Origin of the sequence: Citrobacter sp. W9, from assembly GCF_026719375.1 — a bacterium.
Classification (GTDB): domain Bacteria; phylum Pseudomonadota; class Gammaproteobacteria; order Enterobacterales; family Enterobacteriaceae; genus Citrobacter; species Citrobacter werkmanii.
In genome coordinates this window covers 726,321-741,067 of sequence record NZ_JAPPTE010000001.1, presented here as the reverse complement: position 1 = coordinate 741,067, position 14,747 = coordinate 726,321, and the positions used below count along the sequence as shown (strand labels likewise).

Annotated in this window: 15 protein-coding genes; 9 read left to right on the top strand and 6 right to left on the bottom strand. The window is 51.8% G+C overall.

Going from position 1 to position 14,747, the window contains the following annotated elements:
• Positions 1-167: 167 nt before the first annotated feature.
• Together OOJ59_RS03450 and OOJ59_RS03445 are read left to right on the top strand one after the other, a co-directional pair.
• Complete coding sequence (locus OOJ59_RS03450; protein WP_160955550.1) at positions 168-1,853, top strand: aspartate:alanine antiporter; 1,686 nt, start codon at positions 168-170, stop codon at positions 1,851-1,853.
• Positions 1,854-2,120: 267 nt separating this feature from the next.
• The gene (locus OOJ59_RS03445; RefSeq protein ID WP_160955549.1) at positions 2,121-2,918 is read left to right on the top strand and encodes an SDR family NAD(P)-dependent oxidoreductase; all 798 of its coding nucleotides are present in this window, start codon (positions 2,121-2,123) and stop codon (positions 2,916-2,918) included.
• Between the two features lie 13 nt (positions 2,919-2,931).
• Here the strand turns inward: OOJ59_RS03445 and OOJ59_RS03440 are convergent, their stop codons facing one another.
• Positions 2,932-3,846 carry a DMT family transporter gene (locus OOJ59_RS03440; protein ID WP_160955548.1) on the bottom strand — a complete coding sequence of 305 codons (915 nt, stop codon included), beginning with the start codon at positions 3,844-3,846 and terminating at the stop codon, positions 2,932-2,934.
• Between the two features lie 102 nt (positions 3,847-3,948).
• Between OOJ59_RS03440 and OOJ59_RS03435 the strand changes: the two genes are divergently transcribed.
• Positions 3,949-4,863 (top strand): LysR family transcriptional regulator, encoded by a 915-nt coding sequence (locus OOJ59_RS03435; protein WP_137347400.1) that lies wholly within the window; start codon positions 3,949-3,951, stop codon positions 4,861-4,863.
• Between the two features lie 5 nt (positions 4,864-4,868).
• On the opposite strand, the gene OOJ59_RS03430 is transcribed toward OOJ59_RS03435, so the two are convergent.
• On the bottom strand, positions 4,869-5,417 hold the full coding sequence (locus OOJ59_RS03430) for a TetR/AcrR family transcriptional regulator (protein ID WP_121528821.1): 549 nt from the start codon (positions 5,415-5,417) through the stop codon (positions 4,869-4,871).
• Between the two features lie 85 nt (positions 5,418-5,502).
• On the opposite strand from OOJ59_RS03430, the gene OOJ59_RS03425 reads away from it, so the two are divergent.
• The 3 genes from OOJ59_RS03425 to OOJ59_RS03415 all read left to right on the top strand — a co-directional run bounded on the left by OOJ59_RS03425 (position 5,503) and on the right by OOJ59_RS03415 (position 7,916).
• Positions 5,503-6,711: an MFS transporter gene (locus OOJ59_RS03425; RefSeq protein WP_085049177.1), complete on the top strand. Its 1,209-nt coding sequence runs from the start codon at positions 5,503-5,505 to the stop codon at positions 6,709-6,711.
• Positions 6,711-7,526, top strand: a complete 816-nt coding sequence (locus OOJ59_RS03420) for a Cof-type HAD-IIB family hydrolase (protein ID WP_087857578.1) — start codon at positions 6,711-6,713, stop codon at positions 7,524-7,526. The genes OOJ59_RS03425 and OOJ59_RS03420 overlap by 1 nt, the downstream gene beginning before the upstream one ends.
• A gap of 108 nt (positions 7,527-7,634) precedes the next feature.
• Entirely contained in the window at positions 7,635-7,916 is a 282-nt protein-coding gene (locus tag OOJ59_RS03415; protein ID WP_038639207.1) for a hypothetical protein, read from the top strand.
• Positions 7,917-7,943: 27 nt separating this feature from the next.
• On the opposite strand, the gene OOJ59_RS03410 is transcribed toward OOJ59_RS03415, so the two are convergent.
• The gene (locus OOJ59_RS03410; protein ID WP_038639204.1) at positions 7,944-9,176 is read right to left on the bottom strand and encodes an MFS transporter; all 1,233 of its coding nucleotides are present in this window, start codon (positions 9,174-9,176) and stop codon (positions 7,944-7,946) included.
• A gap of 296 nt (positions 9,177-9,472) precedes the next feature.
• On the opposite strand from OOJ59_RS03410, the gene ybjG reads away from it, so the two are divergent.
• Together ybjG and deoR are read left to right on the top strand one after the other, a co-directional pair.
• Positions 9,473-10,081 (top strand): undecaprenyl-diphosphate phosphatase, encoded by a 609-nt coding sequence (ybjG, locus tag OOJ59_RS03405; RefSeq protein ID WP_038639201.1) that lies wholly within the window; start codon positions 9,473-9,475, stop codon positions 10,079-10,081.
• Positions 10,082-10,144: 63 nt separating this feature from the next.
• Positions 10,145-10,903 (top strand): DNA-binding transcriptional repressor DeoR, encoded by a 759-nt coding sequence (gene deoR / locus OOJ59_RS03400; RefSeq protein ID WP_085049174.1) that lies wholly within the window; start codon positions 10,145-10,147, stop codon positions 10,901-10,903.
• A gap of 48 nt (positions 10,904-10,951) precedes the next feature.
• Here the strand turns inward: deoR and dacC are convergent, their stop codons facing one another.
• Positions 10,952-12,154: a serine-type D-Ala-D-Ala carboxypeptidase gene (gene dacC / locus OOJ59_RS03395; protein WP_032940149.1), complete on the bottom strand. Its 1,203-nt coding sequence runs from the start codon at positions 12,152-12,154 to the stop codon at positions 10,952-10,954.
• 329 nt (positions 12,155-12,483) lie between these two features.
• Between dacC and OOJ59_RS03390 the strand changes: the two genes are divergently transcribed.
• On the top strand, positions 12,484-13,110 hold the full coding sequence (locus OOJ59_RS03390; RefSeq protein WP_137350979.1) for a glutathione S-transferase family protein: 627 nt from the start codon (positions 12,484-12,486) through the stop codon (positions 13,108-13,110).
• A gap of 5 nt (positions 13,111-13,115) precedes the next feature.
• Here OOJ59_RS03390 and OOJ59_RS03385 read toward each other — a convergent pair whose 3' ends face one another.
• The gene (locus OOJ59_RS03385) at positions 13,116-14,213 is read right to left on the bottom strand and encodes a PQQ-dependent sugar dehydrogenase (protein ID WP_160955547.1); all 1,098 of its coding nucleotides are present in this window, start codon (positions 14,211-14,213) and stop codon (positions 13,116-13,118) included.
• Positions 14,214-14,315: 102 nt separating this feature from the next.
• Positions 14,316-14,699, bottom strand: coding sequence for a biofilm formation regulator BssR (gene bssR / locus OOJ59_RS03380; protein ID WP_006685335.1), 384 nt, complete (start codon positions 14,697-14,699; stop codon positions 14,316-14,318).
• Positions 14,700-14,747 lie beyond the last annotated feature (48 nt).

Sequence of the window (14,747 nt, the reverse complement as noted above, 5' to 3'; positions counted from 1 at the left end):
TTCTTATAGCCGTTGATACGTAATGAGATTAAACTATCCGCATATATTGTTATGCTGCATTAATCGGGGCTGTGTGCGGTGCTGTCGCCCCTTAATTTCTGGCAAAAACATTAGCGTAAATTGCCATTTCTTTCAATAGCTTACTAGTAAACAAGAAGTTAGCCTCAGTGAATATAAACGTCGCAGATTTGTTAAATGGGAATTACATCCTGTTATTATTTGTGGTCCTGGCTCTGGGCCTCTGCCTGGGTAAATTACGCCTGGGTTCAGTCCAACTCGGTAATTCCATTGGCGTTTTAGTGGTGTCCCTATTATTAGGTCAGCAGCACTTTAGTATTAACACCGATGCATTAAATCTCGGCTTTATGCTGTTTATTTTTTGTGTCGGCGTCGAAGCCGGCCCCAACTTTTTTTCGATTTTTTTTCGCGATGGGAAAAATTATCTAATGCTTGCTCTGGTGATGGTCGGTAGCGCAATGCTGATCGCCCTGGGGCTGGGTAAGCTATTTGGCTGGGACATCGGCCTGACGGCGGGTATGCTGGCCGGTTCGATGACCTCCACGCCGGTGCTGGTCGGCGCAGGCGATACCTTGCGCCATTCCGGAATGGCAGGCCCACAGCTTTCCACCGCCCTCGATAACCTGAGTCTGGGTTACGCCCTCACCTATTTGATTGGACTGGTCAGTCTGATTGTCGGCGCGCGCTATCTGCCGAAACTTCAGCATCAGGACCTGCAAACCAGCGCCCAACAAATTGCGCGTGAACGAGGTCTGGACACTGACGCCAACCGTAAGGTTTATCTGCCAGTGATCCGCGCCTATCGCGTGGGCCCGGAGCTGGTAGCATGGGCTGATGGTAAGAACCTGCGCGAGTTAGGTATTTATCGTCAGACCGGCTGTTACATTGAACGCATCCGCCGCAACGGCATCCTGGCTAACCCGGACGGTGACGCAGTGCTGCAAATGGGCGACGAAATAGCCTTAGTAGGTTATCCAGACGCGCATGCCCGCCTCGATCCCAGTTTCCGTAACGGCAAAGAAGTGTTCGATCGCGATCTGCTCGATATGCGTATCGTCACGGAAGAGATTGTGGTGAAAAACCACAATGCCGTTGGCCGTCGCCTGGCCCAGTTGAAACTGACCGACCACGGCTGTTTCCTCAACCGCGTAATCCGCAGCCAGATCGAAATGCCTATTGATGACAACGTCGTGCTCAATAAAGGTGACGTGTTGCAGGTGAGCGGTGATGCCCGTCGCGTTAAAACGATCGCAGATCGTATCGGCTTCATTTCCATTCACAGTCAAGTGACCGATCTGTTGGCCTTCTGCGCCTTCTTTATCATTGGTCTGATGATTGGGATGATCACCTTCCAGTTCAGCAATTTCAGCTTCGGCATCGGGAATGCGGCTGGATTACTGTTCGCCGGGATTATGCTGGGCTTCCTGCGTGCCAACCATCCTACGTTTGGCTATATCCCGCAGGGCGCGCTGAACATGGTGAAAGAGTTTGGTTTGATGGTATTCATGGCAGGCGTCGGTTTAAGCGCGGGTAGCGGTATTGGCAATGGCCTTGGCGTCGTGGGTGGTCAAATGCTGATTGCCGGTCTGATTGTAAGCCTGGTTCCGGTTGTTATTTGTTTCTTGTTTGGCGCTTACGTATTGCGCATGAACCGCGCCCTGCTGTTTGGCGCCATGATGGGCGCACGTACCTGCGCTCCGGCAATGGAAATTATCAGCGACACGGCCCGCAGCAACATCCCGGCATTAGGCTATGCTGGCACTTACGCCATTGCCAACGTTCTGCTGACATTGGCGGGGACACTCATCGTCATCGTCTGGCCAGGCCTTGGTTAGCACTGAAAATTACCCTTAAAAGAAAATTTTTTGCAGTTCAGCAGAACTTTTCTTCAAGGTGTCAGTCATAACTATTGCCACTGCTTTTCTTTGATGTCCCCAATTTGTGGAGCCCATCAACCCCGCCGTTTTGGTTCAAGGTTGATGGGTTTTTTGTTGCCTGAAATTTGCTATCCCCCCTTCTCCCCGTAATTCCTCCCTAAATTTGCAGCACGCCGGTTATGGCACATACTTTTAATCGGTGCTTAAAGGTGACGGGAGTTTACTATGTTGCTTACTGGAAAGGTTGCGGTGATCTTCGGCGGCAGCGGTGCTATTGGTAGCGCGGTTGCACAGGCGATGGCGCGCGAAGGTGGCCATGTATGCCTGGGCGCGCGCTGTCAGGAAAAGCTTGATTGGGCGGCCAGTCGCCTGCGAATGGCGGGGGGTACCGTCGATACGTTTATCACCGATGTGCTCGACGAGCACGACACCTCAACACAAGTTACCCGCCTGGTACAGCAAATCGGTGGAATTGATGTGGTGGTTAACGCGACCGGCTTTATGCATGAACAGGGCAAGCGCATCGACGCATTATCCCTCTCTGAGTTTATGAGTGGTATCACCCCTTTCCTTGCGGCGCAGTTCAATATCGCAAAAGCCGTAACGCCGCACATGGGCGGCGATCGAGCGGGCGTCATTCTCACCATCGTTGCGCCCGCCGCCCCGATGGCGATGCCCGGGCATCTCGGCCATATCGTCGGCTGTGCAGGAACAGAAGCGTTTATTAAAGCGCTTGCCAGCGAGACGGGACCAATAAACATTCGTGTCGTCGGCGTGCGCTCGCATGCGATTGTGGATGCGGTAGCGGCCGGTTCCTATACCGGGGAGATTTTCACCGCGAAAGCGCAGTCAATGGGTTTAACCGTCGAACAATGGTTAGGCGGTGCGGCACAAGGCACCATGATCGGACGCCTGCCTACGCTGGCACAAATCGCTGAGATTACAACCTTTCTGGCTTCAGACCATGCCGGAGCAATAACCGCCACAGTGGTAAATATTACCGGGGGCGCAACTGTAAGCTAATTTACTCGCTTTTTTACACCGCGCGCTGCTGCGAGCCTTTTTTTGCACTCGGGCGGGAACACAATGCTATACCGCACATAATAACCAACGCGCTCACCAGATGATATGAATGCAGAGTGACGTGCAAAAACATAACGCTAAATAATCCGCCACTCAGTGGGATCAAGTGTGAATATATCTCTCCGCGAGTTGCGCCAATGGCGCTAATCCCTTTGTTCCATAACAGATATGACAGCCAGGAAGGAAAAATAACAAGGTATGCCAGCCCAGTAATAACGCCTGTATTGGCATAGCTATCCCAGCCCGGAATACCATTGCGCATCAGCGCCACAGCCAGTACCGGAATAAGCACCATCGCACCGAGCAGCGCGCTCACGGCGACAAAGGCATTTCCCTTCACCTCACGCGGTTTAATGCGCAAAAAAGCACAATAAACAGCCCAACTTACCGCCGACCCCATGGTCCAGACATCGCCCTGATTCAGATGTGCAAATACCCGCGCGTGTATCATATCGCCCTGCGACACCAGCCAGGTAACACCAACTGTACTCAGGATCACACCGGCTATATTTCGCGCAGAAATCCGCTCTTTAAAAAAGAACTTATTGATTAACAGAACGAGCGCCGGGGTGGTGGACATATAAATCGCCGCATTGAGCGAGGTTGTATATTGCAGGCCGATATACAGCGTTAAGGGAAAAAGAACCTGACCACAAAGCGCGAGGAAGACGATAGTACCAAAGGATTTTTTCATCACCGGCCATTGATCTGCGACCTGACGAAAATAGAGCGCCATCAATAATAACGCGGTAAATATCCAGCGTGCCGCTGATAAAACAATGGGATCAACTTCAGCGACCAATAGATGACCAATCACATAATTTCCACCCCAAAAACAGGCAGCCAGACTGAGTAAAAGATAGGGCATATATGCGCCTTATTGTCAGTTGTACGGTATGACCACAAGGCTACGGCGGCGTGAAAATGAATGCTAATATAACGTTTTTATCCATGTGCATAGATTAAAACTATGAAATTTACGCTAAGGCAACTTGAGTTTTACATCGCACTTGCAGAAACATTACAAATTTCCAAAGCTGCTGCGCGCTGTCATATTTCTCAGTCATCAATGACTATTGCCATGCGGAATCTGGAAAAAGCATTAGACGTGCAGCTATTTGTACGTTACCCCAAAGGGGTGAAGCTCACCGCCGAGGGCGAGCGCTTTCTGGCACATGCCTGCAACATCATCAACAGTAGCCACTCGGCTGTTGACGACCTGCATGACAGGAGTGAAATTCTTACCGGCACGGTGCGCATAGGCATTGCCGAAACGCTCTCTGCTTATCTTATCCCGGATATACTCAACGATATTGAACGACGTTTTCCTTTGCTGGAGATCGTGTTTTATGAAGCTACAGCACCGGAACTGGTACAAGCGCTCCGGGAACACAAGGTCGATTTTTGTCTGCTTCTGACCTCAAACATCAGCCATGATAACGACCTGGAGATCGAAACATTTATTCGTTCACAGCGCCGCCTGTGGACGTCTATTGGGCATCCGCTACAGAGCAAATCTTCGATCCGTTTAAAAGACGTCGAGAAGCTTCCATTTTTACTGCTGGAAACCGATAAGTACCCTGACGTAATCATCAATTACTGGCAGCAGCGTGGTTATACGCCCAATATCAGTTTTCGCAGCAACTCTTTTGAAGCCATAAGAAGCCTGGTTGCAAAAGGCAGAGGCATAACCATTTTATCCGACCTGGTGTATCGCCCGTGGTCACTGGATGGTCTGCGCGTTATGCACAGAACGATTGATGATTTTATTACTTATATGGATGTCGGGACGGTAAAAATAGCCGCCCGACCATTGACGCCAGCGGCGATGAAAGTCATCGATTTTTTACGTCAGGCCGTTACCCGCCTCGACAAACCATTTTGATAATTTTATCTCTGCGGCAATCCGGCAATACGCTCCACCATCACCAGAATATCTTCCCGCGACAGCGGTTTTTTGTCGGTGACAAAATGCAGCGTCATTCCTTCGAGAAACGCATCCAGCGCCCGCGCAGTTACCGGTTCAAACCATTGTTCCAGCGTTTGTTGACTGCGTAACATCCAGTTTTGCATCACCATTTTCAACGTCGGTTTGCGACTGGCGAAAGCATACAGCTGGTACATAAGTTCCATATTATCGGGCGTCGTAACCTGGGAGCTGTAAATCATCTCGGTAATGGCATGGCAGGCTGCCTGCGCATCCGCAACGTCGGCAAAAAAAGCCTGATACTGCTGAGACATTGTGTCAGTAAAGCGCCCGAACGCCTCCATTAAAAGCTCATCTATTCCTGAGAAATAATAGGTCATTGAACCCAGCGGCACCCCGGCAATCATGGCGATTTTTCGGTGCGTAACCCCATGGACACCGTAGGCGATTACCGCCGCCAGGGTGGCCTGAACTATCTTTTCCCGCCGTAGCGGATCGTTCGCGCGTCGCACTGCATTTCCTCTCCTTGCATTTGTGTACAAATGTACACAGTCTTGCTAATGTTGTCTTCTTCCCTCTTTTCTTTGGCTCGAATTCATGACTGGCATCTCATCACGCAAAGCCTTAAGACGTCGCACCTGGGCGCTTTTCACGTTTTTCTTTTTACCCGGATTACTAATGGCTTCCTGGGCAACGCGTACTCCTGCCATCCGAGATATCCTCTCCATCTCCACCGCCGAAATGGGCGCGGTATTGTTTGGACTCTCAATTGGTTCGATGAGTGGCATTCTTTGTTCGGCCTGGCTGGTGAAACGATTTGGCACGCGTAAAGTGATCCGCACCACCATGTCCTGTGCAGTCCTCGGGATGGCTATCCTCAGCGCAGCGCTCTGGTTGCATTCCGCATGGCTTTTCGCGTTTGGCCTGGGCGTGTTTGGCGCCAGCTTTGGCGCGGCGGAAGTCGCCATCAACGTCGAAGGCGCGGCAGTTGAGCGCGAAATGAACAAAACCGTGCTGCCGATGATGCATGGTTTTTACAGTCTGGGAACGCTGGCGGGAGCCGGGGTCGGGATGATGCTTACCGCCTTCAGCGTTCCAGCGACTTTACATATTTTACTGGCGGCAATGGTGGCAATCACGCCTATCTTTATCGCCATCAAGGCCATTCCAGACGGCACAGGCAAGAATGCCTCTGACGGCGCTCACTCCAGCGAAAAAGGCGTGCCTTTTTATCGCGACATTCAGTTGCTGCTGATTGGCGTCGTAGTGCTGGCAATGGCGTTTGCTGAAGGTTCGGCCAACGACTGGCTGCCGCTGCTAATGGTAGATGGCCACGGGTTTAGCCCGACATCAGGCTCGCTGATTTATGCTGGTTTTACGCTGGGTATGACCGTGGGTCGATTCACCGGCGGCTGGTTCATCGACCGCTACAGCCGCGTCGCGGTAGTGCGTGCCAGCGCGCTGATGGGTGCGCTTGGCATCAGTCTGATTATTTTTGTCGATAGCACATGGGTAGCAGGTGTTTCCGTTATTCTCTGGGGGCTTGGCGCATCACTCGGCTTCCCGCTGACCATTTCAGCCGCCAGCGACACCGGTCCCGATGCGCCAACCCGCGTCAGCGTTGTGGCGACCACCGGCTACCTGGCGTTCCTGGTAGGGCCGCCGCTGCTCGGCTATCTGGGTGAACACTACGGCCTGCGCAGCGCTATGCTGGTGGTGCTGGCGCTGGTGCTTATCGCCGCCATCGTCGCGAAAGCGGTGGCGAAACCGGATCTCAAAAATACCCCTGTGATGGAGAACAGCTAATGAGCATCAAATTAATTGCAGTCGACATGGACGGCACTTTTTTAAGCGACCAAAAAACCTATAACCGTGAGCGGTTTATGGCGCAATACCATCAGATGAAAAAACAAGGCATCCGTTTTGTCGTCGCCAGCGGCAACCAGTATTACCAGCTCATCTCCTTTTTCCCTGAACTGGCCAATGAAATCTCATTTGTCGCTGAAAACGGCGGTTGGGTAGTCAGTGAAGGGAAAGATATTTTTAACGGTGAACTGGCAAAAGACGATTTCAAGGCCATCGTGGATCATCTGTTGACCCGTACGGACATCGACATTATCGCCTGCGGTAAAAACAGCGCCTATACGCTCAAAAAATACAGCGATGAGCATAAATCCGTTTCCGCCATGTACTATCATCGTCTTGAGTTTGTAGATAATTTTGACAATCTCAACGACGTTTTTTTCAAATTCGGGCTGAATATTTCAGACGACCGTATCCCGCAGGTGCAGGCCGATCTCCATGAGGCAATTGGCGATATCATGGTACCGGTGCATACCGGCTACGGCAGCATCGATTTAATTATTCCAGGTGTGCATAAGGCAAACGGTCTGCGCCTGCTGCAACAACGCTGGAATATTAGCGACGACGAGGTTGTTGTGTTTGGCGATGGCGGAAATGATATTGAGATGCTGCGTCAGGCGGGATTTAGTTTCGCAATGGCCAACGCTCACGAACCGGTTGTCCAGGCGGCAAAATATCGCGCGGGATCGAACAATGAAGAGGGTGTGCTGGATGTTATCGACCGCGTATTAAAAAACGAAGCGCCGTTTACGCATTAACGCCTCAGCACAGACGGCAACAAAATGATGATATGATCTATTCATAATCCGCCTCAAATTAACTCCACTGGATTATTACCTCCGGTGATTACTTCAGGCGAGCGAATCATGAAGAAAAGTGTACTGATGGCGACATTGTTGCTGGGCTTTACCGGAACAGCATTTGCGCAAAGCGTTACCGTGGATGTACCAAGCGGTTATAAAGTGGTGGTCGTGCCCTCTTCCGTCAGCGTTCCGCAGGCGGTCAGCGTGACGACCGCGCCGCAAACGGTGTATGTTGCGCCGGCACCTGCCCCGGCCCCGGTCTATCGCGCGCATCCTTATGCGCGACATGTTGCCAGCGTAGGTGAAGGGATGATCATCGAACATCAGATTGACGATCACCACTAAGTTTTGCGAAGCCCGGGCAACCGGGCTTCAGCCTTCCCGGGAATTCCCTACCCGTTTATCTTTCAGAAAGATAACCATCAATATCAGCCACAGTACGCCGCTTGCCAGATTAAACAGGCTGAACAAGCCGTTTCCTCCCAGCAGATAAGCATGTTTGCTCAACTCAATACCGACGGTAAAAATCAGCATCTGCAACATGCCCATGGCGGCAGAAACCGTACCCTTACTCATTTCACTGGCAAACAACGTCAGGCGGACCAACCCCGCATTCGCCACGCCAATGCCAAACGCATAGATACTCAAACCCGCCGTCATCCACAAATACGCATGGGATGACACCACCGTGGCCGCCGCGGCAATCACCAGCCCGACGGCGATAGGCCAGCCGCCCATGATAATCAGCGAACGCACGGTCTTGCGCGAAGTCAGACGCGCCAGCACCAGATTACCAGCAATCAGCGCCCCAAAAATCGGCACCTGCAACAGGCCATATTCGTAACTGCTGAGGTGTTCTCCGCTGATGATAATAATCGGCGACTGGGCAATCCACGCCAGTAACGGCAGGCTGACAAAACCCAACGCCAGCGCGCCGGCAACAAAACGCCCATTTTTTAGCACTAGCTTATAATCTTTACCCAGATCTTTAATGGACAGTTTTTCACCAAGCCGGGTCGCCGTTTCCGGCATCGCGCGTTGCAGGCCAAAAAAGGAGATAGCTGCGAGGGCGGCAAACAGGATAAACATCCCTTCCCACGGCAGAACATGCACCCAGGCCGCGCCAACTAACGGTCCCAGCAGCGGCGCAATCAGCGCCACGTTTGCCATCAGCGCGGTAATTTTAATGCATACCGCTTCCTCAAAAGATTCCTGAATTGCGGCGTAACCCACCGCGCCAATAAAGCACAGGCTTATCCCCTGCAAGAAACGCAGAAAGGTAAATTGCTCAATATTCTGTGCCAGCAGAGTCGCAAGGCAGGTCACAATGAACCACAGCACACCGGTTAACATCACCGGGCGACGACCAATACGATCCGACAGCGGTCCTAACAGCCACTGTAAAAACATGCCACCCGCCAGATAGGCAGTCATGGAAGTGGGTACCCAGTCTAATCCGGCCTGATATTGCTCCACCACCGCCAACATTCCAGGTTGGATCATATCGTTACCGATATAAGTAGAGAATTCGTAAAGCACCAGACAGAGAGGAAAAAGTAATGCCTGACGCCCCAACCGGGCGCCTGAAGATAAACGGTTTTGCATGCAGTCTCTTAGCAAAGGAAAAAACGCGCAAAGTGTAATAAATGCGCCGTACCGGTGATAGTGAATTATGTGATTTGAAAGCAAAATGCGCACATTTTTACATTCATTTGCTCAAGAACATTTTGCTTTAAGGTTAATTTAAGTTGAGGCCGCTATTATGCTCAATAAGTCCCATTAATTGTCTTAAAAATAGTCATTTAGCAGACAAATAAGACAAGACCGCTTTTTATCCTGTAACAGCAATTTTATGCTCTCCCCCTATGGGCCTTTTAACAATTACACTGAGTCTGGACGTTATGCTGGAAAATCTGAACAACTCGCTTTTTTATCTCATCAATGCCACGCCGGACTCTGCGCAATGGGCTATCTCGCTCGCCATATTTATTGCCAAAGATTTAATCAGCATTGTCCCGCTGTTAGCCGTTATTCTCTGGCTTTGGGGACCGCGCGCTCAGGTTACTCTCCAGCGCCAGTTGGTCATAAAAATGGCGATAGCGCTGGCAGTCGGCCTGACTATTTCATGGCTGATGGGGCATCTGTTCCCCCACGATCGTCCGTTCGTTAACCACATTGGGTACAACTTCCTCCACCATGCGGCGGATGACTCTTTCCCGAGCGATCACGGCACGGTTATCTTTACTTTTGCTCTGGCTTTCCTGTTCTGGCATCGTCTGTGGACTGGCGCGCTGCTGATGGTTGTCGCCGTGGCGATTGCCTGGTCGCGCGTTTACCTTGGCGTACACTGGCCGCTGGATATGCTGGGCGGATTCCTGGCTGGGCTGATCGGCTGCCTGAGCGCCCAGATGATCTGGCAACGGTTCGGCGCTACCCTATATTTCGGCTTGCAGACCTGCTATCGCACCTGTTTCGCTCTGCCCATCCGTAAAGGCTGGGTGCGTGACTAACCCACGGTAAAAAGAGTAGTATTAGGCGCAATACGAGCACTTATACTACTCTCCAGGGGAACTATGGAAACTCGACGCGACGAGCGTATTGGTCAGTTGCTACAGGCGCTGAAACGCAGCGATAAATTACACCTCAAAGAAGCCGCGACGCTGCTGGGCGTATCTGAGATGACCATTCGTCGCGACCTGAATAATAACAATGCGCCTGTCGTCTTGCTCGGGGGCTATATTGTTCTGGAGCCCCGCAGCGCCAACCACTATTTAATCAGCGATCAAAAATCCCGTCTGGTTGATGAAAAGCGCCGTGCCGCCCAGCAGGCGGCGAGCCTCGTACAGGCGCATCAGACCATCTTTTTCGACTGCGGCACGACCACGCCGTGGATTATTGAGGCTATCGACAATGACCTGCCTTTCACCGCAATCTGCTACTCGCTAAATACGTTTCTGGTATTGCAGGAAAAACCGCAGTGTCGCGTCATTCTGTGTGGTGGGGAATTTCATGCCAGTAACGCCATCTTCAAACCGCTCGATTTTCAGGAAACACTGAATAATCTGTGCCCGGATATCGCCTTTTATTCCGCGGCAGGCGTGCACATTGAGAAAGGCGCGACCTGCTTTAATCTGGAAGAATTAGCGGTGAAACACTGGGCAATGTCGATGGCGCAGCATCACGTTCTGGTGGTCGACCACAGCAAGTTTGGGAAGGTACGTCCTGCGAGGATGGGGGAATTAAAACGTTTTGATACCATCATCAGTGATAGCCGCCCCGACGATGAGTTTGTGGAATACGCTAAGGCGCAACGCATAAAGCTGTTGTATTAGGTGATACTGCCGGACAGCGATAGTAGCGCCATCCGGCAATCGGTTAGATTAAGAGAACCAACCGCCAAACCACTGGTGGAACTTCATCATCACAAAATCCCACATCCGGCTAAAGAAACCACCTTCTTCCACCGCTTCCATCACCATCAACGGACGCTGCTCGATAGATTTACCGTTCAACTGGAAGTCGATAGTCCCCACAACCTGCCCCTTTTTCAGCGGCGCGGTTAACTGTGGCTCGGTCAGCGTAAAGCTGGCTTTCAGGTTCTTAAGCTGACCGCGCGGGATGGTAACCGAACCCGCTTCCCCGGCACCCAAATTGACTTCGCTCTTATCGCCAAACCAGACGCGCTGAGTCACGAAGGTGGCATCCGGCTTGATCGGCGTAACGGTTTCAAAGAAGCGGAAGCCCCAGGTCAGCAGCTTTTCGGACTCATTAAAACGGATACGGTCGGTTTTCGCTCCCAGCACGACGGAGATCAGGCGCATATCGCCCTGGGTCGCGGAAGCGACGAGGTTATAACCTGCGCCCGCCGTGGTACCGGTTTTCATTCCGTCCACGTTCAGGTTGGTGCTCCACAACAGACGGTTGCGGTTCGGCTGGCGAATTTTATTAAAGGTAAACTCTTTCTCTTTGTGAATAGCGTACTCTTCGGGCACATCGTGGATTAACGCCTTGCCGAGCAACGCCATATCACGCGCGGTACTGAACTGCCCTGCCGCATCCAGGCCATGCACCGTCTGGAACGTGGTATTGGTCAGTCCCAGCTTTTTCGCGTAACCGTTCATCAGACCGATGAAGGACTCCTGGCTCCCGGCAACGTAATCAGCGAGTGCGATACAGGCATCATTACCAGACTGAATGATAACGCCTTTGTTCAGATCGGATACCGCAACCTGATCGCCAGGTTTGAGGAACATAACCGACGAACCGCGCAGGGCCGGATTACCGGTCGCCCAGGCATCTTTGCCCACGGTGACCATGTCGTTAAGATTAATTTTTCCGGCCTTCAGCGCCTGACCGACCACATAGCTGGTCATAATCTTGGTCAGACTGGCAGGATCCAGTTTCTCATCAGCATTACCTTCCGCCAGCACCTTGCCGCTGGCGTAATCCATCAGGATCCATGCACGCGCGTCCACGCTCGGCGGAGCCGTGGGTTGCTCCGCCGCCTGTACGGTCGGCGCCAAAAGGATTAAGAGTGCAGAACCTGCAGCAAAGCTGCGAAGTGAAGAGAAGTATTGCGTCATAAATGCCACCCGAGTATCCATTCTAAAAAACCACGTCATACCACACCGTGTTTACACAAAACTGGCCAGACAACCTCGGCCAACCCATTGCAGAAAAAACCTGATGGATGACGTGTAAAATAAGTGCGGTGAGTAATATCGCACTAACGAGCTTAAAGAAACCGTAAGTTGGTAAAGTTTTTAAAGTTTATGCAATAACGCCGCGCAGCGCTGCCCCTGGCACGATTTTTTTAGACGTTGTTGCGTAAATATTAGGTTTACCCCACCATGTGAGCGAGTCAGAGGGTATCTGCAGCCATGAAGCTGCTCAATTAATTTGCGGGGTTACTATGATTACACTGTGGGGTCGCAATAACTCGACCAACGTAAAAAAAGTATTGTGGACGCTTGAAGAACTGGAACTGCCGTATAACCAAATTCTGGCGGGCGGGCAGCATGGCGGTAACCGCGACGCCGGCTATCTGGCGATGAACCCGAACGGGTTGGTCCCACTGCTACGCGATGATGAAACGGACGTTGTCCTGTGGGAATCCAATACTATAGTCCGTTATCTGGCGGCTCAGTACGGACAAAATCGCTTATGGATTGACGCCCCGGCCGCGCGTGCTGTCGGCGAAAAATGGATGGACTGGGCGAACCAGACGCTGAGTCCTACGCACCGGGTTATCTTATTTGGTCTGGTCAGAACGCCGGTCGATCAGCGCGACATGGCAGCCATTGAGGCAAGTACTCAGGTTTGCGATAAGCTGTTTGCTATTCTGGATAACGCGCTGGCGGACCAGCCGTGGTTCTCCGGAGCGGAATTCGGCACGGCGGATATCGCCATTGCGCCATTCGTCTATAACCTGTTCAACGTTGGTCTCACCTGGACCCCGCGTCCACACCTGGAACGCTGGTATCAGCAACTGACTGAACGCCCGGCATTTCAAAAAGTGGTAATGATCCCGGTCAGCTAATCAGCTCAGGGACTCACTTTCAATAATTCCCCGTCGGACTCGTCGGTTAACACGTACAAATAGCCGTCTGGTCCGACGCGCACATCGCGGATCCGCTGCCCTCTATCCTGTAAAATGCGACCATCCTCCGTGACCGCATTCCCTTTGACGCTCAGCACGATCACCTCTTTATCTTTCAATGCGCCAATGAATAACTTCTGCCGCCACTGCGGGAAGGTATCGCGATGATAAAAAGCCATCCCGCTGACCGCCGGTGACTTTTCCCAGTAAAAGATGGGTTGCTCAGTACCCGCAACAATTTGGCCTTTTGCTTCGGGAATTTTGAGACCACTATAGTTAATCCCCCAGGTCGCGATCGGCCAACCGTAGTTTTTGCCTCTTGCGGGGATATTAATTTCATCGCCTCCGCGCGGACCATGCTCATTGAGCCACAGCGCATCACTCCACGGATTTATCGCCATACCTTGTGGATTACGGATGCCATACGACCAAATTTCTGCCCGCGCCCCCGCCTGATTCACAAACGGATTATCCGGCGGTGTTTTGCCCTCGTCGGTCAGACGTACCACCTTGCCCTGCAATTTATCCAGATCCTGCGCGGTTGCACGTTGGTTATTTTCACCCAGGCCAATAAACAGATAGCCATGGCCATCAAACACCATGCGCCCGCCAAAATGGTTTCCGGTTGAGAGTTTCGGCTGTTGGCGAAAAACGGTCTGGAACGCTTGCAGGTGTTTGAGATCATCGCTCAGGCGTCCGTAACCTACCGCAGTGCCGGCTTTACCTTCACTGTCGGCTTCAGCGAAGCTAAGCCACACCCGACGGGATTGTGCAAAATCAGGCGCTAACGCCACATCCAACAATCCTCCCTGACCATTCGCCCAGACTTTAGGTACGCCGGTCAGCGGGTCGGAAAGCCCCTTATCAGGTTGCCAAAGTCTAAGCTGGCCGCCTTTAAGGGTAATTAATATACCGCGATTATCGGGTAAAAAAGCCAGCGACCACGGGTGATCGAGTTTGGTTTGCAGCACCTCCACCTTTACCGCGGCGGCATAAGAGGAAAATAGCGCAAGTGGGATAGCACAGAGAAAGAGTCGACGCATAACACCTCCTTAATGGCTCTGCATAAAGCGTAGCCAGCAGGGGGAATTATCCCGTCACATTTACATAATCTTAACGAAAAGGGGGAGCGCCCTCCCCCTGATTCAGACGTGTTCCAGCGTTGGATAAGATTGCAAACACTGGATGCTCAGCGTCAGCGTTGTCAGGCAGTTTTCCAGTTTCTCTGCGTTAACGGCAATAAAAGTTGGACAATCATGATGTCCACTCATAAGACAAACAGCGGCGGCGGCTAACGCCCCTTCAGCACGATGAAGGGCATTCCACTCTTCCTGATCAAGATGCATACCGTGAAGCTGTGATTGCTCGTGCAATTCGCGATTCAGCACAAAAAAATTATCACGCAGACGATCGCTCTCGCTGACTGACATGTAGCCTTTCGCTTTTCTCAACAGCAGATAAGCGGCAAGTTCGATACGGGCGTTTATCAATTTGTTGAGAAGATCGGTTCTCAGTCTGTCAACAACCATACTTTGTTCCTCCTCTTTCCAACCATGGTGCAACTTAATAGTATGGTT

Excerpts from the sequence above, each read along its gene's own strand:
- OOJ59_RS03445 (WP_160955549.1), top strand. The coding sequence starts at position 2,121 with ATGTTGCTTACTGGAAAGGTTGCGGTGATCTTCGGCGGCAGCGGTGCT.
- OOJ59_RS03440 (WP_160955548.1), bottom strand. The coding sequence starts at position 3,846 with ATGCCCTATCTTTTACTCAGTCTGGCTGCCTGTTTTTGGGGTGGAAAT.
- OOJ59_RS03435 (WP_137347400.1), top strand. The coding sequence starts at position 3,949 with ATGAAATTTACGCTAAGGCAACTTGAGTTTTACATCGCACTTGCAGAA.
- OOJ59_RS03425 (WP_085049177.1), top strand. The coding sequence starts at position 5,503 with ATGACTGGCATCTCATCACGCAAAGCCTTAAGACGTCGCACCTGGGCG.
- OOJ59_RS03420 (WP_087857578.1), top strand. The coding sequence starts at position 6,711 with ATGAGCATCAAATTAATTGCAGTCGACATGGACGGCACTTTTTTAAGC.
- OOJ59_RS03415 (WP_038639207.1), top strand. The coding sequence starts at position 7,635 with ATGAAGAAAAGTGTACTGATGGCGACATTGTTGCTGGGCTTTACCGGA.
- OOJ59_RS03410 (WP_038639204.1), bottom strand. The coding sequence starts at position 9,176 with ATGCAAAACCGTTTATCTTCAGGCGCCCGGTTGGGGCGTCAGGCATTA.
- ybjG (WP_038639201.1), top strand. The coding sequence starts at position 9,473 with ATGCTGGAAAATCTGAACAACTCGCTTTTTTATCTCATCAATGCCACG.
- deoR (WP_085049174.1), top strand. The coding sequence starts at position 10,145 with ATGGAAACTCGACGCGACGAGCGTATTGGTCAGTTGCTACAGGCGCTG.
- dacC (WP_032940149.1), bottom strand. The coding sequence starts at position 12,154 with ATGACGCAATACTTCTCTTCACTTCGCAGCTTTGCTGCAGGTTCTGCA.
- OOJ59_RS03390 (WP_137350979.1), top strand. The coding sequence starts at position 12,484 with ATGATTACACTGTGGGGTCGCAATAACTCGACCAACGTAAAAAAAGTA.
- OOJ59_RS03385 (WP_160955547.1), bottom strand. The coding sequence starts at position 14,213 with ATGCGTCGACTCTTTCTCTGTGCTATCCCACTTGCGCTATTTTCCTCT.
- bssR (WP_006685335.1), bottom strand. The coding sequence starts at position 14,699 with ATGGTTGTTGACAGACTGAGAACCGATCTTCTCAACAAATTGATAAAC.